Source organism: Corynebacterium marambiense (assembly GCF_016342275.1).
In the GTDB taxonomy this organism is placed as follows: Bacteria; Actinomycetota; Actinomycetes; order Mycobacteriales; family Mycobacteriaceae; genus Corynebacterium; species Corynebacterium marambiense.
In genome coordinates this window covers 521,444-539,366 of record NZ_JAEIOT010000007.1, presented here as the reverse complement: position 1 = coordinate 539,366, position 17,923 = coordinate 521,444, and the positions used below count along the sequence as shown (strand labels likewise).

16 protein-coding genes are annotated in these 17,923 nt (G+C 65.9%); 13 read left to right on the top strand and 3 right to left on the bottom strand.

Annotation, left to right across the window (positions count from 1 at the left end):
* Positions 1 to 169 precede the first annotated feature (169 nt).
* From hisH to glgP, 11 genes are all read left to right on the top strand, one after another.
* The gene (gene hisH / locus JDV76_RS07490) at positions 170 to 814 is read left to right on the top strand and encodes an imidazole glycerol phosphate synthase subunit HisH (protein WP_198736222.1); all 645 of its coding nucleotides are present in this window, start codon (positions 170 to 172) and stop codon (positions 812 to 814) included.
* 57 nt (positions 815 to 871) lie between these two features.
* Complete coding sequence (gene priA, locus JDV76_RS07485; RefSeq protein ID WP_198736221.1) at positions 872 to 1,633, top strand: bifunctional 1-(5-phosphoribosyl)-5-((5-phosphoribosylamino)methylideneamino)imidazole-4-carboxamide isomerase/phosphoribosylanthranilate isomerase PriA; 762 nt, start codon at positions 872 to 874, stop codon at positions 1,631 to 1,633.
* A gap of 14 nt (positions 1,634 to 1,647) precedes the next feature.
* On the top strand, positions 1,648 to 2,442 hold the full coding sequence (locus JDV76_RS07480; protein WP_198736458.1) for an inositol monophosphatase family protein: 795 nt from the start codon (positions 1,648 to 1,650) through the stop codon (positions 2,440 to 2,442).
* A gap of 38 nt (positions 2,443 to 2,480) precedes the next feature.
* The gene (gene hisF / locus JDV76_RS07475; RefSeq protein WP_198736220.1) at positions 2,481 to 3,257 is read left to right on the top strand and encodes an imidazole glycerol phosphate synthase subunit HisF; all 777 of its coding nucleotides are present in this window, start codon (positions 2,481 to 2,483) and stop codon (positions 3,255 to 3,257) included.
* The gene (gene hisI, locus JDV76_RS07470; protein WP_198736219.1) at positions 3,254 to 3,637 is read left to right on the top strand and encodes a phosphoribosyl-AMP cyclohydrolase; all 384 of its coding nucleotides are present in this window, start codon (positions 3,254 to 3,256) and stop codon (positions 3,635 to 3,637) included. The genes hisF and hisI overlap by 4 nt, the downstream gene beginning before the upstream one ends.
* Positions 3,634 to 4,272 (top strand): TIGR02234 family membrane protein, encoded by a 639-nt coding sequence (locus tag JDV76_RS07465; RefSeq protein ID WP_198736218.1) that lies wholly within the window; start codon positions 3,634 to 3,636, stop codon positions 4,270 to 4,272. Before hisI ends, JDV76_RS07465 begins: the two co-directional genes overlap by 4 nt.
* Before the next feature lie 190 nt (positions 4,273 to 4,462).
* On the top strand, positions 4,463 to 5,278 hold the full coding sequence (gene trpC / locus JDV76_RS07460) for an indole-3-glycerol phosphate synthase TrpC (protein WP_198736217.1): 816 nt from the start codon (positions 4,463 to 4,465) through the stop codon (positions 5,276 to 5,278).
* A gap of 49 nt (positions 5,279 to 5,327) precedes the next feature.
* Entirely contained in the window at positions 5,328 to 6,437 is a 1,110-nt protein-coding gene (locus JDV76_RS07455) for a hypothetical protein (RefSeq protein WP_232958959.1), read from the top strand.
* Between the two features lie 190 nt (positions 6,438 to 6,627).
* Positions 6,628 to 7,632, top strand: coding sequence for a prolipoprotein diacylglyceryl transferase (lgt, locus tag JDV76_RS07450; protein ID WP_198736215.1), 1,005 nt, complete (start codon positions 6,628 to 6,630; stop codon positions 7,630 to 7,632).
* Between the two features lie 231 nt (positions 7,633 to 7,863).
* Positions 7,864 to 9,288: a pyruvate kinase gene (pyk, locus tag JDV76_RS07445; protein WP_198736214.1), complete on the top strand. Its 1,425-nt coding sequence runs from the start codon at positions 7,864 to 7,866 to the stop codon at positions 9,286 to 9,288.
* Between the two features lie 157 nt (positions 9,289 to 9,445).
* Positions 9,446 to 12,019, top strand: a complete 2,574-nt coding sequence (gene glgP, locus JDV76_RS07440) for an alpha-glucan family phosphorylase (RefSeq protein WP_248140835.1) — start codon at positions 9,446 to 9,448, stop codon at positions 12,017 to 12,019.
* Positions 12,020 to 12,139: 120 nt separating this feature from the next.
* On the opposite strand, the gene JDV76_RS07435 is transcribed toward glgP, so the two are convergent.
* Both JDV76_RS07435 and JDV76_RS07430 read right to left on the bottom strand, forming a co-directional pair.
* Entirely contained in the window at positions 12,140 to 13,438 is a 1,299-nt protein-coding gene (locus JDV76_RS07435) for an amidohydrolase (protein WP_198736213.1), read from the bottom strand.
* A 275-nt stretch (positions 13,439 to 13,713) separates the two neighbouring features.
* Entirely contained in the window at positions 13,714 to 15,090 is a 1,377-nt protein-coding gene (locus tag JDV76_RS07430; RefSeq protein WP_198736212.1) for a DUF4921 family protein, read from the bottom strand.
* 31 nt (positions 15,091 to 15,121) lie between these two features.
* On the opposite strand from JDV76_RS07430, the gene JDV76_RS07425 reads away from it, so the two are divergent.
* Positions 15,122 to 15,520, top strand: a complete 399-nt coding sequence (locus tag JDV76_RS07425; RefSeq protein ID WP_198736211.1) for a hypothetical protein — start codon at positions 15,122 to 15,124, stop codon at positions 15,518 to 15,520.
* Here the strand turns inward: JDV76_RS07425 and JDV76_RS07420 are convergent.
* A complete protein-coding gene (locus JDV76_RS07420) occupies positions 15,490 to 16,662 on the bottom strand; it encodes a glycerate kinase (RefSeq protein ID WP_198736210.1) in 1,173 nt (390 codons plus the stop codon). The two genes, JDV76_RS07425 and JDV76_RS07420, sit on opposite strands and share 31 nt — an antisense overlap.
* A 60-nt stretch (positions 16,663 to 16,722) precedes the next feature.
* Here JDV76_RS07420 and JDV76_RS07415 point away from each other — a divergent pair, with 60 nt between their 5' ends.
* The gene (locus JDV76_RS07415; protein ID WP_198736209.1) at positions 16,723 to 17,787 is read left to right on the top strand and encodes an esterase/lipase family protein; all 1,065 of its coding nucleotides are present in this window, start codon (positions 16,723 to 16,725) and stop codon (positions 17,785 to 17,787) included.
* The last annotated feature ends 136 nt before the right edge of the window (positions 17,788 to 17,923 follow it).

Here is a 17,923-nt window from a genome sequence, read left to right as displayed (position 1 = left end):
CGCGTCCCACGAAGAAGGCATCGGTGACACCGGTGGACCTCACCCCGCGGGATGGCGGACGGACTGCACCACCGAGCGGGACGTCGGATACCGGCGATCCGGTCACCGGCTCCCACACCCCCGATGACCCGACCACCGACTCCGACACAGATACCCCAGGGAGTACCAGATGACCAGCCGCAAGACCCCCACCGTGGCCCTTCTCGACTACGGCTCCGGAAACCTGCGTTCCGCACACCGCGCCGTTGAGCGCGTCGGAGCCGAGGTCACCGTCACCAGTGACCCGAGGACCGTACTGGCGGCCGATGGGCTCCTCGTCCCCGGCGTCGGGGCGTTCGCCGCGTGTATGGAGGGCCTGCGCAACGTGCGGGGCGCACGGCTTATCGGTGAACGGCTCGCCGGGTCGCGCCCGGTCCTCGGCATCTGCGTCGGGATGCAGATCCTTTTCGAACGTGGTGTGGAGCACGGAACCACAGCGGAAGGCTGCGGCGAGTGGCCGGGAATAGTGGAGAAGCTACAGGCGAGCATCCTGCCGCACATGGGTTGGAACACCGTCGACGCCCCGGAGGATTCACGGATGTTCCGGGGGATAGCGGACGAGCGCTTCTACTTCGTCCACTCCTACGCCGCCCGGAGTTGGGACATGCCGGGGGACGACGTGCTCACCCCGCCGGTCCTCACCTGGGGCGAGCACGAGGGTGACCGATTCCTCGCCGCTGTGGAGAACGGACCGTTGTGGGCCACCCAGTTCCATCCCGAGAAGTCCGGGGACGCGGGCGCCGAGCTCCTGCGCAACTGGATCGACACACTCTGACAGTCCACCACCGACGGGGGTGACATGCCCCGTCCCGGCACCGCTAGGATTGGCCCCATGAGCCTCACACTTCTACCCGCAGTCGACGTCGTGGACGGCAAGGCCGTCCGCCTGCACCAGGGAGAGGCAGGCAGTGAGAAGAGTTACGGCAGTCCGCTCGACGCCGCGTTGAACTGGCAGGACCAGGGGGCCCGGTGGCTGCACTTCGTCGACCTCGACGCTGCGTTCGGTCGGGGCTCCAACCACGAGATGATGGCGGAGGTCGTGCGCAGGCTCGACATCGACGTCGAACTGACTGGTGGTATCCGCGATGACGCGTCACTCGACCGGGCGCTCGCGACGGGTGCTCGGCGGGTCAACATCGGTACAGCTGCGCTGGAGAACCCGGAGTGGGCGGTGAAGGTCATCGGAACCCACGGTGACCGCGTCGCGATCGGCCTGGATGTTCGTCTCATCGACGGCGAGTGGCGTACGCGCGGTCGCGGATGGGTGTCCGACGGCGGTGATCTCTGGGAGATCCTCGAGCGCTTCGATCAGGCGGGGTGCAGTCGCTTCGTCGTCACCGACGTCTCCCGGGACGGTACCCTGACCGGTCCGAACATCGATCTCCTGCGGGACGTGGCCGCCGCTACGGATGCACCCGTCACCGCGTCCGGCGGTATCGCGGAGCTTTCTGACGTCACCGGTCTCATGCCGTACGTGGACGAGGGGATCGACTCCGTCATCATCGGCAAGGCCCTCTACGAGGGACGCTTCACGCTCCGTGAGGTGCTCTCCGCCGTCGCCGGCACCACCGATGACCTGACCGGGCGCGACTGACCGTGTCCGGGGATCTGGATGCCCGCGGGCTGCTCGCGGTGGCTGAGGCCGTCGCCGATGACGCGGAACGGATGATCCGCTCGTCGCTCGGACAGGCACGCGTCATGGAAAAGGGAGAGGGGGACATCGCCACCGAGGTCGACCTCGCCGTCGAGGAGGCCGTCCGGCAGCAGCTCACACTGCTCACCGGTATCCCTGTCTTCGGGGAGGAGGCCGGGGGAGAACTCAGCGCCGGGGCCGTCTGGGTTGTCGACCCCGTCGACGGAACCTCCAACTTTGCCGCGGGGAATCCGATGTGCGCGTTCCTGCTGAGTCTCCTCGTTGACGGCCAGCCCGTGTGTGCCCTGACCTCCCAGCCGGCGACGGGCCAGCGTTTCACCGCGTATTCGGGCTCGCCGCTCATGCGGAACGGGCGGCCCCAGCGACCGGTCACCGAGCGCGACCCGTGGATGAGCCACATCGGCTTCGGTTCGATCATCTCGCCCGTGCACTCCTCGTTTCCGACGTCGGCCAGGCACGAGCTGCTCGATCGACTGGGTTCGAAACACCCCCGGCTCCGGGTGACCGGATCAGTCGGACTCGATCTCGCGTTCACCGCCGCAGGGATATTCGGCGGTACCGTCACCTTCAGCCCGTATGTCTGGGACAATGCCGCCGGAGTCCTGCTCGTCCGCGCCGCCGGGGGAGTCGTCACCGATCTCGCGGGGGAGGAGTGGCGTCCGGACTCCTTCGGTGTGGTCGCCGGGGTGAAAGGTGTGCACGACGTCATCCTCGGTACGATCAGTGAGACCCTCGGCACCGACCGTTGAAAACGCTTCACCCGATCTGAGAAGGAGGCGGACGGAACTTGTCCGTAGCTGTCCGTATCATTCCCTGCCTGGACGTGGCTGACGGCCGCGTCGTCAAAGGCGTCAACTTCGCCAACCTACGTGACGCGGGAGACCCGGTGGAACTCGCCGCCCGTTATGACGCGGAGGGCGCCGACGAGCTGACGTTCCTGGACGTCTCGGCGTCGAAGGACGGGCGGGGGACGATGCTCGATGTCGTCCGGAGGACCGCTGAACAGGTATTCATTCCCCTGACCGTCGGCGGCGGTGTCCGGTCCGTCGAGGACGTCGACCAACTGCTGCGCGCGGGGGCGGACAAGGTCAGCGTGAATACCTCGGCGATCGCCCGGCCGGAGCTCCTCCGCGAACTGTCCGAACGCTTCGGTGCGCAGTGCATCGTGCTGTCTGTCGACGCCCGCCGGGTACCTGAGGGAGGAACTCCCCAGCCCTCCGGTTTCGAGGTGACCACCCACGGGGGCTCCCGGTCCGCGGGTATCGACGCGATCGAGTGGGCCCGGCGCGGTGAGGAACTCGGAGTGGGGGAGATCCTGCTGAATTCCATGGACGGTGACGGCACCAGGGACGGATTTGACCTCGAGCTCCTTCAGGCCGTCCGGGCTGCGGTATCGGTTCCAGTGATCGCCTCCGGCGGGGCCGGCGCCGTGGAACACTTCCCACCGGCGGTCGCAGCCGGTGCCGACGCCGTGCTCGCCGCCACGATCTTCCACTTCCGGGAGATCACCATCGGTGAGGTCAAGGATGCTCTCGCTGACGCGGGATTCGAGGTTCGGCGATGACCGTCAACCCTTCCGCCGGCTCCCGACAGGATGATCCCTCCCGGTATGCACTGGATCCGGCCATCGCTGGGCGACTGAAATTCAACGATGCGGGACTCGTGCCTGCCGTGGTCCAGGAGGACGGGACCGGGGACGTGCTGATGCTCGCGTGGATGGATACCCATGCATTGGCCTACACCCTTGCAACCCGCCGCGGTACCTACTACTCCCGTTCCCGCGGTGAGTACTGGATCAAGGGACTGACCTCGGGGAACGTCCAGGAGGTCACCGGTGCGCGGCTCGACTGCGACGGGGATACGATTCTGCTCACTGTCCGGCAAACCGGCGGCGCGTGCCACACCGGGGACCACACCTGCTTCGATGCGGATGAGCTGCTGTGAATACCGCACGATGGTCTCGGTCCGCGGCACTCATCGTCGGTGCCGGGGCGGTATCCCTGTGGCTTTCCTCCCGGTTGGTCTGGGTAACGGTCTCCGCATTCGATGACAAATCCGGTGATGCGGTCCGCGAACTACCCGGTGCCGTGTGGGCCTCGGAGGTCACCGTGATCGCCCTCGTTCTCCTCGCAGGCACACTGGGGGCATTCGCACTGCGTGGGGCCGTACGGAGGGGTATCGGAGCCCTGACCGCCCTCGCGGCCGTCGGAGCCAGCTGGGCACCACTGTCTCTGCTCGCCGGATCCCCGGATCCCGAGCGGGCCCGCATGCTGCTCACCTCGGGTGCCGCGACGCAGAGGGCCAATTCGCCCGTGACGTTGAGTGACTGGGCGACGGTCACCGGCTTGGATGTCCACATCACCGGACCCGTCGTCGCTTTCGTGGGGTGTGCGCTGGCGTTGGTCGGTGGGGTGTTGCTCGTCCTGCGGCCCGGCGCCGCTGCACAGCAGGCATCCAGTAGATATGTCACGCCGGGCGCCCGGCAGGCGCGGCTGGAGGAGGATCTTGAACAGTCGCCCGATTCGGGGCGGGTTCTCTGGGATGCGCTCGATGCGGACATCGATCCCACGGATGATTAAGGGGAGGATCTCGGGGGTACCGTAGAACGGTGTTATCGTGACTTCCCCTTGTACTGAAGGGGATAGTTTGGGGGTATGAGACCGCCGTCGGGCGCCGGGACAATTTCGCCGGATACCCGGAAAGCCGTTAGCCTTATGGCTGAACACCGGCGGGCTACCCGCCGGGGTAACGGACGCGGACGGATTAAACATGACCACGGTTTTCGACCAGATCATCGCCGGCGTCGTTGAGGACGTCGCCGCGCGGGAGGCTGTCGTGCCGTTCAAGGAGATGAAGGCCCGCTCCCGTGACGTCGAACCGGCACGGGATGCCATCGCGGCGCTCACCCGCCCAGGGTGTGGAGTGATCGCTGAGCTGAAACGAGCGAACCCCGTCCGCGGCCCGATCGCGCTCATCGAGTCTCCGGCGGAACTGGCGTGTGCCTTCGAGGCGGGTGGTGCCCGGTTGATCGGATGCCAGACGGAACGCCGACGCTTCCACGGGTCCCTTGAGGATATTCGCGCGGTACGCAGTGCAGTCACCGTCCCCGTGATGTGCCGGGACTTCATTCTCGATCCGTACCAGATCCATGAGGCTCGCTACTACGGGGTCGACATGGTGCCCCTCCTCGTCAGCGCTCTCGACCAGCCGCGTCTGGAATCACTGCTCGACCGTGTGCAGTCGTTGGGAATGACCGCGATGGTTGAGGTCCGTACGCCTCAGGAGGCGTCCCGGGCGATCCATGCCGGTGCGCGGGTGATCGGTGTCAACGCCCGGGATCTCCGGACGCTGACCATCAACCGGGAGGCCTTCGCCGAGATTGCCCCCGGGCTCCCCCGGGGTACGATCCGTGTCGCATTGTCCGGCGTCCGGACGACCCGTGACCTGATGAGCTATGCAGGCTCCGGAGCTGATGCCGTGGTCATCGGCGAGGAATTGGTCACAGCGGAGGACCCGGCGGGGATGTGTCGCAAACTCGTCGCCGCTGGCCAGCACCCGGCTTGTCCGTCTGCATGGTGGCCCTGAGACACACCTGAAGTTGCCGCCCGCCCCGGGGACAGTCACACTGGACCCTATGGACATCTCACCTGTAAAACCCAAATCTCCCCCGCGTCGGTGCGGTACGGTGCTCCGAACCTCCGTTGCCGCCCTCTCCGCAGCGGCCCTGGTTCTGACCGGCTGTTCCTCGACGAACGACGAAAAGGACGACACCGTCATCGGTGCGCTGTGCAACGCGTTCTACAGCCTTGCGGCGGCACAGACCGATGCAGGCAACGGACCCCTGCTGGCGGGCACACACGCCTACTTGGTCACGGCTCAGGACAAACTGCGTGCGGTTGAGGGAGACGCTGAGGGCGACGCCCTCGAACAGTACGAGACCGCGACGAAGCTCATCAACGCCGCCGTCGAAACCACCCCGGACACGACCATCCAGGAGCGGCTGACCACCGATGCCGAGGTTCCGCCGATGGCGATTGAAGGTGGCTCCGAGGGGGTTGAGAGCTTCTTCAACTACGTCGAGGGGCTCGAAGGCGAGCAGCGGGAGCAGTTCGACGCCGTTCCGGTGTGCGGCGCCTTCGATTCCAAGGTGGAGGTGTCCGAGGACCGAGTCGTTACCGCCTACGTCGACTTCATGAATCTGGCCCAGGGTGAGATCATCCGCGACAACGAGGATTTCGGCCGTGTCATCGAGATTCTCCCGCTGGAGAACCCGCCGCTGCCGGGCACGGAACTCCCCGCCATCAGCGCCGACGACTACCGCGTGATCGCCGAAGCGATCGGTGAAATCGCGGACGGCTTCGATGATTGGAAGATTCCGGAGGATGTGACGGACGCGGAGCGTCGTGCCCTTGATCCGCTGGTCTGGCACCGCCCGAAGCTCGCCGAGACCTACCGCGCGGCGGCGGATGCCGCGGCGGAGATGGCTGAAAACCCCAGTGAGGACAGCTTCTACGCCCTGATCAGTGCGGCACTCGAGTCTGGCACCGCGTCGTCCCGCGCGGTCCGGATGGTGCCGCCGCCGAACAATGCGACCGTCGAGGAACTCATCGCCCGGCAGGATGCGGCGGCGCCGGAGCAGGCTCCGGGAATGTCGGACGTCGAGAACGCGGGGGAGGCCTCGGAGGGTCAGGCTCCGGAGATTCCGGATCCGGGATTCCCCGGACAGGAAACGCCGGAGCAGTAGCCCGGTAACCAGGCTAGTGACGGACGGATGATCGGCCGTGAACGGGGCGCACCCACAGGGGTGTGCCCCGTTCTTCTTGGGCGGTCGGGTCCCAGTAGGGCACACTGGGCTGGTCAGTTCGACGGGAACCGGTCCACCCGGTAGTGACCCGTCGCCACAGTCACCGCACCGGCAGACAGGTTCTCATCTCATGTCCACCACACTTCTCGCCACTATCCCCTCACCGCCACAGGGTGTCTGGTACCTCGGATTCCTCCCGATCAGGGCCTACGCACTGTGCATCGTCGCAGGCATCGTCGCCGCCATCTTCGTCACGCGTGCTCGCTACGCGGCGAGGGGTGGCAACCCCGAGATCGTCATGGACGCCGCGGTCGTCTCCGTCATCCTCGGGATCATCGGAGGCAGGCTCTACCACGTCATCACCGACTACGACTCCTACTTTTGCTCCGACTGCGACCCGCTCGAGGTGTTCATGGTCACCAATGGCGGCCTCGGGATCATGGGGGCGGTCACGCTCGGTGCGCTTGGCGTCTGGATCATGATGCGGCGCAAGGGTCTGCCCTTCGCCCCGCTGGCAGATGCCGCGGCCCCGGGCATCATTCTCGCCCAGGCTGTCGGTAGGCTCGGAAACTGGTTCAACCAGGAGCTCTACGGGCGCCCGACCGATGTTCCGTGGGGACTTGAGATCTACCGCCGGGTCGACGAAACCGGTGCCGTTGCCCCCCTCACCGGGCGTTCCACGGGGGAGGTACTCACTGTGGTGCATCCGACGTTCCTGTACGAGCTGCTGTGGAACCTCGGGGTGGTCGTACTGTTGCTCTGGGCGGACCGACGCTTCCGGATGGGACACGGGCGGGTGTTCGCGCTCTACGTCGCCGCGTATGCAGCGGGTCGGTTCTGGGTTGAGCTCATGCGGTCGGATCCGGCCAACCACATTCTCGGGTTCCGGGTGAACACCGTGACGTCGACCTTGCTCTTTATCGGTGGAGTCCTGTTCCTGCTGTTGCTGCGGGGCAGACGCGAGGATCCGGAGATTGTTGATCCAAGAGGAGACGGATCCCGTGTGGCGGAGACCGACGCTGGCCGGGTCGACTCGGTGACCGGCATCGGCGGCACGGGCACCGACGACCGGAGCGGCGGCTCCCGTGTGTCGGGATTCATGCCGGAGGGTGACGGACCAGCAACGACACGATGAATTTTTCGCCCTGGCGACGCGGTGTGAGCAGTATCGCGGGCATCGGGTGACAGCCCGCCATTGCCGACTGTTTGCGCCCGAACGTGTCTGTTTGTGCCTGGTTGGGAGAGTATCGGGCGGGTCCACAGGGTGCTGTGTTGGGCCTCACAGACAGTCGGTGACGTGCGAAGGAGGTGACCAACAGGCTTCCACCGGCGACGTTTTCGGACACGGGGGACTACAGTCGGGGACGTGGATAGAAGAACCAAGATTGTATGCACCCTCGGACCTGCTGTCGCGAGCAAAGAAGGGATCGAATCCCTGGTTGAAGCTGGCATGAATGTCGCCCGCCTCAACTTCTCGCACGGCGATTACCCAGACCATGAACAGAACTACAAGTGGGTTCGCGAAGCGACCGACGCCTCCGGGCGCGCCATCGGTATCCTCGCTGACCTACAGGGGCCGAAGATCCGTCTCGGCCGCTTCGCTGACGGCCCGCAGATGTGGGCAACCGGCGAAACCGTGCGCATCACGGTCGACGATGTGGTCGGCACACACGACCGCGTATCCACCACCTACAAGAACCTTGCCAATGATGCCCAGCCGGGTGACCGGCTCCTGGTGGATGACGGCAAGGTCGGACTCGTCTGCGTCGAGGTCGACGGCAACGACGTCGTCTGCGAGGTCATCGAGGGCGGTGAGGTGTCCAACAACAAGGGTGTCTCGCTGCCCGGCATGGACATCTCCGTCCCGGCGCTCTCCGAGAAGGACATCGCGGACCTCAAGTTCGCGCTGAAACTCGGTGTCGACTTCATCGCGCTTTCCTTCGTGCGTTCCCCGGCCGACATCGAGCTCGTGCACGAGGTGATGGACGAGATCGGACGCCGCGTACCCGTCATCGCGAAGCTCGAGAAGCCCGAGGCGATCGACGCCCTTGAATCCATCATTCTCGCCTTCGACGCGATCATGGTCGCCCGCGGTGACCTCGGCGTCGAGGTACCGCTGGAGGAGGTGCCGCTTATGCAGAAGCGTGCCATCCAGATCGCCCGCGAGAACGCCAAGCCCGTCATCGTGGCCACCCAGATGCTCGATTCCATGATCGAGAACTCTCGTCCAACCCGCGCAGAAGCCTCCGACGTCGCCAACGCCGTCCTCGACGGTGCGGACGCCGTCATGCTCTCCGGTGAGACCTCCGTCGGCCGCGATCCGCAGAACACCGTGCGCACCATGGCCCGGATCGTGCGGACTGCGGAATCTGCGGGCAGCGTCCCGCCGCTCAGCCACATTCCGCGCACCAAACGCGGCGTGATCAGCTACTCCGCCCGCGACATCGCCGAACGCCTCAACGCAAAGGCCCTCGTGGCGTTCACATCCTCCGGTGACACCGCCAAACGGGTCGCCCGGCTCCATTCGCAGCTGCCGCTGCTGGTGTTCACCCCGGACCCGGCTGTCCGCTCGCAGCTGGCACTTACCTGGGGCGCTGAGACATTCCTCTGCCCGCAGGTCGAGGACACCGACGGCATGATGCGGGAGGTTGACAAGGCTCTCCTGGCGATGCCCGAGTACAAGCGTGACGACGTGATGGTCGTTGTCGCGGGAACCCCGCCCGGAATCCGCGGCAACACCAACATGATCCAGGTTCACCTGCTCGGCGAGAACGCCGTCACCAAATCCTGACCGATCGAAAGCCATCTCTGCTCAACTACGAGAACCCGGCCCGCGGACCGCGAGCCGGGTTCTCGTTGTCACAAGGGGTGGAAAAAGCACACCGGGTACACCCTCGCCCCCCGGTCGTGCATGGAAACGCGAACGCTAACGTAAGGTTGACCAAGTGATTTCATCAGGAAACGTCCATATATCCCACAACACCCCGACGGCGCTGCTGCCCCTGCGTCGTCTCGCACTGAATCTGCGCTGGTCCTGGCGCGATTCCACGCGCGAGCTCTTCGAGTCCATCGATCCCCTCCTCTGGGAGGAACTGGGGGAGAACCCCAAGATGATGCTGCACCGTGTGAGCCACTCCCGGTTGCAGGAACTCGCCGCCGACAAGGCCTTCATCGAACAGATGAAGGCCGAGGTCGAGGACCTCGACAACTACCTGGGCGGTGACTTCTGGTACCAGAAGACCCACTCCGCCGAAGCATCCTCGACGTCCACTGACCCCGTGGCGGCCTACTTCTCTATGGAGTTCGGCATCCACCCCTCACTGCCCATCTATTCGGGCGGTCTCGGTGTTCTCGCGGGAGACCACATGAAGTCTGCCTCCGACCTCGGCGTGCCTCTGATCGGCGTCGGCCTGCTGTACTCCTTCGGCTACTTCACTCAGTCATTGTCCGCCGACGGCTGGCAGCAGGAGCGCTACGAGTACCACAACCCCGAGGACCTGCCCATCGAGCGGGTCACGGACGCCGACGGTGAACAGATCAAGGTGACCGTCGCCTACCCCGATGGTCGCGACATCGTCATCGCTCTGTGGATCGCCCATGTGGGGCGGATCCCGCTACTGCTGTTGGACACGAACATCGACGACAACCCGCCCGGAATGCAGGAAGTCACCGACCGCCTCTACGGCGGCGACAGCGAGCATCGGATCAAGCAGGAACTCGTACTCGGTGTCGGCGGAATCCGCGCCGTCAACGTCTTCTGCGATGCCCGTGGGCTCGAACGCCCCCGCGTCGCGCACCTCAACGAGGGCCACGCCGGATTCCTGGGCCTCGAGCGGATCCGGGAACGCATGGAGGAGGGTCAGTCCTTCGACGCCGCTCTCGCTCAGGTCCGGGCGGCTAACATCTTCACCACCCACACTCCGGTTCCGGCTGGTATCGACCGATTCTCCATCGATCTCGTGCGCCGCTACCTCGGTGACGGACAGGATCCCTCCCGGCACCTGTGCCCGGGTGTCCCGATAGATCGAGCGCTGGAGCTCGGTGCGGAAGCGACCCCAGGATTGTTCAACATGGCGCACCTCGGCTTGCGGCTGTCGCAGCACGCGAACGGCGTGGCGAAGCTGCACGGTGAGGTCTCCCGCGGGATGTTCGCCTCCCTCTATCCGGGCTGGCACGGCGACGAGGTGCCGATCGGTTCCGTGACCAACGGCGTCCACCTCCCGACCTGGGTCAAGCCCGAGATGGCGGAGATCATCGCGAAGATATCCGGCGAGGCCGATCTCACCTCCACCGACGTCTGGGAACACCCGGACGCGGTGAGTGACGAAGAGCTGTGGTCCGCGCGCAACGGCCTGCGTCACGATCTCGTCGCCGTCGCCCGGGAAGCCGTCCACTCCTCCTGCCTGATCCGTGGGCAGCAGGAAGCCCAGCTGTACTGGACCCGCAATGTCCTCGACCCCGAGGTTCTCACCGTCGGTTTCGCGCGTCGCGTGTCCACCTACAAGCGGCTCACCTTGATGCTCCGCAACCCGGAACGGCTGCGGCGGATCCTGACGAACCCGGAGCGTCCCGTCCAGTTCGTCATCGCAGGCAAGGCACACCCACACGACGAGGGCGGCAAGCAGCTCATGCAGCAGGTCATCCAGTTCGCTGATGACGCGGGGCTGCGGGACAAGTTCATCTTCCTGCCCGACTACGACATCGGACTCGCAGGCTACCTGATCTCCGGTGCGGACATCTGGCTGAACAACCCGGTCCGCCCGCAGGAGGCCTCCGGTACCTCCGGAATGAAGGCCGTCATGAATGGTTGCCTCACCCTGTCGGTGTCCGACGGCTGGTGGGACGAGATGCCGCAGGAGGGCTACGGCTGGACGATCCCGACGGTGCACACCCAGGACTTCGACTACCGGGACAACCTCGAGGCCCAGGCCCTCTACGACCTGCTCGAGTACGAGATCGCCCCGCTGTTCTACGACCGTGACGACGAGGGCATCCCGCGTCGCTGGCTTGAGATGGTCCGCCGCTCGCTGACCACCCTGTCCCCGATGGTCACCTCCTTCCGCATGGTCAGGGACTACACGGAGGGGTACTACCGTCCGGCCGACGCTTCCGCCCGCCTCATCATGGCGAACGACGGCGACGCTGCGGCGTTCGTCGACTGGATGGAGCGAGTCCGTGGGAACTGGAACTCCGTCCAGCTGCGCGATCTCAGGGTCAACGGTGTTCCCGCGCAGTCGGAGGGTAAGGTCCTGGCCGGTGACCCGATGACGTTCACCGTCTCCGCCGATCTCGGTGGCCTGACGCCGGAGGACGTGACCGTGCAGCTGGTGAAGGGGCACCGCACGCCGGTCGATACACTCGAGCCCACCGAGGTGTTCGACATGGCGCCCGCGGATGGCGGGTACACCGTCACGCTGCCCAGCGATCGGCCCGGGGACGTCGGCTTCACTGCCCGTGTGATCCCTTCCCACCCGCTGCTCGTCAGCCCCGCGGAACTTGGTCGGATCACCTACCACGCTTGATCGACCCGCCGTGCCGCAGGTGAGTGCATACGCGCGGTACAGGCGACGGCGCCCCACGGCCCTGTCCGGATGAACCGGAGAAGGTCGTGGGGCGCCGTTCTGTGTTGTGCCCGCTATCGGTCAGCGTCCGAGATAACTCAGTACTGCCGCCGCGGCGGCCCGGGTTGAGGCGTCGACCGTGGGGGCGTAGTCGGGCAGGAACGTGCCGGAGTGGTTCGTCGGGATGTCCTGGTTGATCCGGCCCGCGGCGGCCGCAGCGGCCCACTGTTCACGGGGGGTCGCACCGACCGTCCAGAACAGGTAGGGGACCTTGAACGCGTTCGGGATATCGCAGAAGTCTTCGGAAGCCGTCCACCGTCGGGCGTCGACGGAATCTGCACCGAACACCGCGTCGAAGGTCGCCCGGACACGCCGGAACACCGCCGGATCGTTATCGGTGAGGTCTCCGTGCGCCGAGTAGGCGAACTCAGGTTCCCGCTCGCATCCGCTCGCCATACACTCGGCGCGCACCACCCGCTCGATGGCCCGGTGCACCCGGTGCTTCACGTCGTTGTCGTAGAACCGGCAGTTGAGCACCAGCGTCGCAGTTTCCGGAATCGTGTTGTTCGAGTGTCCGGAACTCAACGTGCCCACGGTGATCACCGCGAAATCTTCCGGGGAGACCTCCCGGCCGACGATGCCCTGGAGTCGCACCACGACCATCGCCGCGATGAACGTCGGGTCGATTGAGTTGTGCGGCATGGAACCGTGTGCACTGCGGCCGTGGATCGTCACCGTGATCGTGTCGCAGGCGGCCAGAGCTGCACCGGGCATCGACATGACTGTGCCTGCGGGACCCGGGACGATGTGCTGTCCCAGGCACACCTGGGGGCGGGGGATGATCTCCATGAGCCCGTCGTTGACCATGGCGATCGCACCGTTGGAGTTCTCCTCCGCGGGCTGGAACAAGGCGATGAAGGTACCGCGCCACGCGTCGCGGTGCTCGTCGAGGACCTGACAGGTACCCAGCAGAGCCGTGGTATGCATGTCGTGTCCGCATGCGTGCATCACCGGGCTGACGTAGCCGTTGTCCTGCGTGTGGATGTCGGTCGAGGCGAACTCGACACCGGTCTCCTCCTTGACGGGGAGCCCGTCGAAGTCCGCGCGCATGAGCACACAGGGCCCCTCGCCGTTCGTGAAGACGGCGACGATACCGTAGCCGCCGATGTGGGTGGTCACTTCCGCGTCGAAGCGAGTCAGTTGGGTGGCGATGCGTTCGGCGGTCTCCTTCTCGTGTCCGGAGAGCTCGGGATGGGCGTGCATCTCTCGGTAGAAGTCACGCTGCCAGGACAGGTCACTACCGTGGGCCGCGAGGAGCGCCGCGACCGAGGCCGGCGCTGCGGTGGTGGTAGGGAAATCTGTCTCCGTATTCTCCGCCATGTGTGGAGTACTCCTATCGAAGTTTTCGTTGGTTCCGGGAACAGGTGACGATTCCCGTGGGAACAGGGAACGGTCATCCCGGGTTGGGCCGGATACCGGAAATGGTCACTAGGGGGGTACCGTGCCGAATATCGTGACGGTACCCAGTAGTCCAGATATACCGGAAGAACGGGTCCGGAGCGGTATGTTTTACCGTCCGTACCGGACTTCCGGCGACACCGGGATGCAGCTCGCGAATGATATCCGCTGCCTACCGGCTGGTGGGTGGGGCTCGTTCAGTGCCTGCTGAGGAAGGGGTTGTACCGGAGACTGTTGCGTTCCAGCCGGCACTCGGTGGCGATCCTGAGGCCCGGAGCGATGGCGCCGTCATCGCGCAGGCGATACATCGCCGCCACCATCCGGTCCCTGATCGACTGGGGAGAAATAGTGTTGAGGTAGATTTTCGTGCCGCCCTCGAATCCCGCGAGGGTAGACACCCGCCACTTGATAACGACGCGCCACGGCATCGGCATATCCAGGTCTATGGGCTTGTGGTGCCACTCCTCGTTGCACGGGACGCCGGGGCCGGCGGCGGCGTGACAGGCGTGGATGAGGTCGCTCATCGCCCGGACCTCCTCGTCGGACTGCAGCCAGGGCTCCGGTGTGGCGGACTTCGAGTAGATCTCCAGCGTCGGGTACCGGTGTCCGATTCCCGCGAAGCAGATCGCGTGGTCGTTCTCGGCGATGGTCAGGTTATGGTAGGCGGCGTAGTCCACCGCCAACTCGTTGTACATGTTCGGGTTGGCACGCAGCTGCGCGATCTCCGTGTCCGCCTGGACCCCGCGCTCGTCGATGGCGACGAGCTGCTTGTGCAGGTGGTCGAACGAGGCTCCCGCGGGTTTGAGCCAGTTCTGGAATACCGCCACGTACGGCGTGTAACGGTTCCGGGCGTAGAGATCTGCGGTGGATGCGATGGTGAAGCGGATCAGCGCGGCGTGTTCCTCGGGGCTGAGCGTTCCGGAGGACGCGAGCTGGCCGGAGTCGGTGGCTCCGGGTGCGAAGTGGTTACGGGCGATGATGACGTCGTGTCCTCCTGCGAAGAAACCGCCGGCCCGTTCGAGGAGGTCGGATTCCGTGAGATCGGCGACCTCGTCCGCGGCGAGGACACCTGATGCGCGGAGCCTGGTCTCGACGGTCCGGCGCACGTGTTCCCGGCCCTCGGCGTCCGCGATGTAAGCGGCCATGCGTGCGGACGTCGCGGAATCCATGATGAATCCGTAGTTCGCCCGCCAATAGTCGTAGGAGACGATCTCGAAGAGGTTGGGCACGCGGCGGAACTCGGCGGTGGTGTCGTGCAGCTGGTGGGGGAGCAGACCGGTGATGATCTCCCACCCGTCGTTGCCGGAATTGTGCCCCGTGTGCATACCCCCGGTACGTACCATGCGTGCCTTCTCTGGGGGAGTCAGCAGCAGGTTGCCGGGGCAGAACGCGCAGTGGCGGTCGGTGTCGATCTCCACGAGGGGGGTCGTGGTGGTCGCGGGAACTGACAGGGGCCGGTTTCCGCGTCCGGGGACCGTCCACACCTCCGTGCCGGTGAACGGGTTGACCTGCTTGATCGTCCCGTCGGCCATTGTCGTGAGCGGCGTCTGTCGGGTGGAAAAATAGGGGCTCATAATTCTCCAGATTATTCGCTAGTGTGGCGGCATGCCCACGATAGTTTTTGATTGCCTGGTTCCCGACATCGAGGCCGCAGGCTTGTCCGAGCGCTTCAGCCGTGCGACCGACGAACTCGTCGAGGCCGGTGACATCGAGGCCGCCGACGTCGTCTTCGATGCGTCCCCGCGCGTGAATCCGGATCTGGAGGTGGAACTCCGGAGGATCTACCGTGTGGAACATGCGGACGTCGAGATGGCCGATGCCTCGGTGTGCCGCTACCGGATCGAGTTGGCCGGGGTTCGCGGATCCGTGAACCAGCTGGCGATGACGCTGTCCCGGCTGTTGACGCCGCCCGCGGTTCTGCCGCGGGATCGAGTGCTGCTGGAACAGGAGGCTCTGTATGAACTGCCCGCGACCTATCCCTGGGCGGTGCAGGTTTCGAGGTGACGTTCCGCCAAGCGCCGCCCGGCCTCACGCAGCTGGGTCTCGGTCCGGTGCGGAGCAGCGGCGTCGCCGCGTGGACTGAGCTCGATGCCGATCACCCCGTCGGGTAGTTCTGTCCGGATCTCCCCGGCGACGACAGCAGCCGGGACCCCGGCTGTGCGCGCGATGTCGAGAACAGTGCCCACGACCTTCCCGGTGAAACTCTGTCCGTCGACTCTGCCCTCGCCGGTCACGACGAGATCGGCGTCGGCTGCGAAGTTGGGCAACCCGACCGCCTCTGCGACGGTGCGCGCCCCCGGTCGCAGGTGGAGGCGTGGTGCCCCGCCGGTGACGACGGAACTCAGCCAGTGCAGGCCCACGGGCACTGCCCCTGAGGCGCCGTAGCCGGGTGTGCGCGGGTCGATCCCGGCGAAGGAACAGAAGTGGTCCAGCCCGGCGTCCAGGCGTCTGATCAGCTCCGGATCCGCGCCTTTCTGCGGGCCGAAGACCGCGGCGGCTCCCTCGGCGCCGGTGACGGGGGCGGTGACATCGGCGAGGAGGGTCCATTCGGCAGCCGCGGCCCGCACGTTCAGCTGCGCGGTGTCGATGTCCGCCAGCTCCGCTAGGTGCTCGCCCCCCTGAGGCAGCGCCCGTCCCGTGGCGTCGAGGGGCTGTGCTCCGAGGGCGATGAGAATTCCCGTTCCGCCGTCGACGGTCGCGGACCCACCGAGCCCGAGGACGATGTGGGCCGCGCCGCGGGAGACCGCATCCGCGATGAGAACTCCCGTTCCGAAGGTGTCACCGGTTCCGGGGACCGGTGTGTCGGCGACCGCGGGAAGCCCGGATGCGGCGGCGACGTCGATGTAGGCCTGCGGGACGCCCGTTCCGCCGCCGGTGGCGTCGAAGACGTAGGAGGCCTCGGTGAGCCGACCGGCGGCGGTGACCGTCGGGAGCGTGCACACCTCGCCGCTGAAGCAGGATGCGGTGCCCTCACCTCCGTCGGCCATCGGAACGAGGATGATCTCGGCGTCGGGACAGACCTCGGTGAATCCGGCGCCGATCCATTCTGCGGCCTGGGGCCCGGTTGCAGTGCCCTTGAAGGAGTCGGGTGCGAGGACCACGGTGGGGCCCGAGGTTCTGGCGTCAGGTGTGTTCGGTGCGGTCACGACGTTGTCTACCTCTTCGGATCAGTCCGGTCCGGCGTATCCGGACGCTACTGTGGGGCTATGGGAATCAGATGGGGGTCAACCGGGTCAAGGATGGCCACCGCGGCACTGATCGCCGGTGTAGTCAGTGTAGTGGGTGGAGTAGTCGGAAGCGCGGTGGCGCCCGCAGCGTCCTTCGGCGGTAACGGAGTCACCGGGCCACGGAACATGGATCTCGCCGGAGCCCGGGTGGTGGAACGGACGATGGGTTATCCGCCGCTGGTGCCGGAGGGCGTCAATGACCCCGGGTGCCGGGTGTCCCCGGGGCGGGAACGGGCCGTCGTCCTCGTCCACGGTACGGACTCGACGCTCTACGCGGACTATTCGTTGCTCGGTGCGGAACTGGCCGATGACGGGTGGTGCGTCTACGGCATGGATTATGGACGTGGCCCGGGGCCGGATGATGGGTTCGGGTGGCGGACGATCGCGGAGTCGGCGGCCGAGCTGGATGCCACGGTCACCGCAGCGCTCCGATCCTCCGGCGCCCGGGAGGTGTCTCTGATCGGGTTCTCGCAGGGGGCGACCGTCGCGCGTTACTGGACGAACGTCATTGACGGCGGCAAATACACCGCGACCTGGATCGGACTGGCTTCTCCCACCCGTGGTGGTGGGCCGGACGGCCTGACTGGTCTGGTACAAACGGTCCCGCAGCCCTTCCGGGATGCAGTGTTCTCCCCGTCGCTGCAGGATCTCCTCGTCGGCTCGCGGTTCCTGATGGATTTCAACGCTGCGGGGGAGACGGTCCCCGGTCCCGCGTATGTGACGGTGTCCACGCGGTTCGATGAGATGATGTGGCGGTCAGACCTGCAGCCGATCCATGGGGAGCGGGTACGGAACATCGTGCTGCAGGACCTTTGTCCGGAGAATCTCGGCGGGCACATGCTCATGCCGTACAACCCCACCGTGGTGGCTCTCGTCAAATACCTGTTGGTCGATTGGCAGGCCGGGGGTGGGGAGGGGGAGATTTCGTGCGGTCCGGTGCCACTTGGGACCGGAATTGGGACCGTCGTGTTACAGACGAACCTCGGAAAACTGCAGGGTGTGCCACATAACAGGGAAGCTGTGATCTATGACACACAATTTTGAGTTGCATGACAGGTATTGCCAGTCAAGACTGGAGTAAACCCCGTCGCAGCACCGCGGCCCACGGGGTCCCGGATAGCCCCGACCCGCCCCAGCGTGGGACGGGGGACGCCGGTTTTGGGACGGCACCGCCCGTCCC

Coding starts and splice junctions, on each gene's coding strand:
- hisH (WP_198736222.1), top strand. CDS start 170: ATGACCAGCCGCAAGACCCCCACCGTGGCCCTTCTCGACTACGGCTCC.
- priA (WP_198736221.1), top strand. CDS start 872: ATGAGCCTCACACTTCTACCCGCAGTCGACGTCGTGGACGGCAAGGCC.
- hisI (WP_198736219.1), top strand. CDS start 3,254: ATGACCGTCAACCCTTCCGCCGGCTCCCGACAGGATGATCCCTCCCGG.
- trpC (WP_198736217.1), top strand. CDS start 4,463: ATGACCACGGTTTTCGACCAGATCATCGCCGGCGTCGTTGAGGACGTC.
- JDV76_RS07455 (WP_232958959.1), top strand. CDS start 5,328: ATGGACATCTCACCTGTAAAACCCAAATCTCCCCCGCGTCGGTGCGGT.
- lgt (WP_198736215.1), top strand. CDS start 6,628: ATGTCCACCACACTTCTCGCCACTATCCCCTCACCGCCACAGGGTGTC.
- JDV76_RS07435 (WP_198736213.1), bottom strand. CDS start 13,438: ATGGCGGAGAATACGGAGACAGATTTCCCTACCACCACCGCAGCGCCG.
- JDV76_RS07430 (WP_198736212.1), bottom strand. CDS start 15,090: ATGAGCCCCTATTTTTCCACCCGACAGACGCCGCTCACGACAATGGCC.
- JDV76_RS07425 (WP_198736211.1), top strand. CDS start 15,122: ATGCCCACGATAGTTTTTGATTGCCTGGTTCCCGACATCGAGGCCGCA.
- JDV76_RS07415 (WP_198736209.1), top strand. CDS start 16,723: ATGGGAATCAGATGGGGGTCAACCGGGTCAAGGATGGCCACCGCGGCA.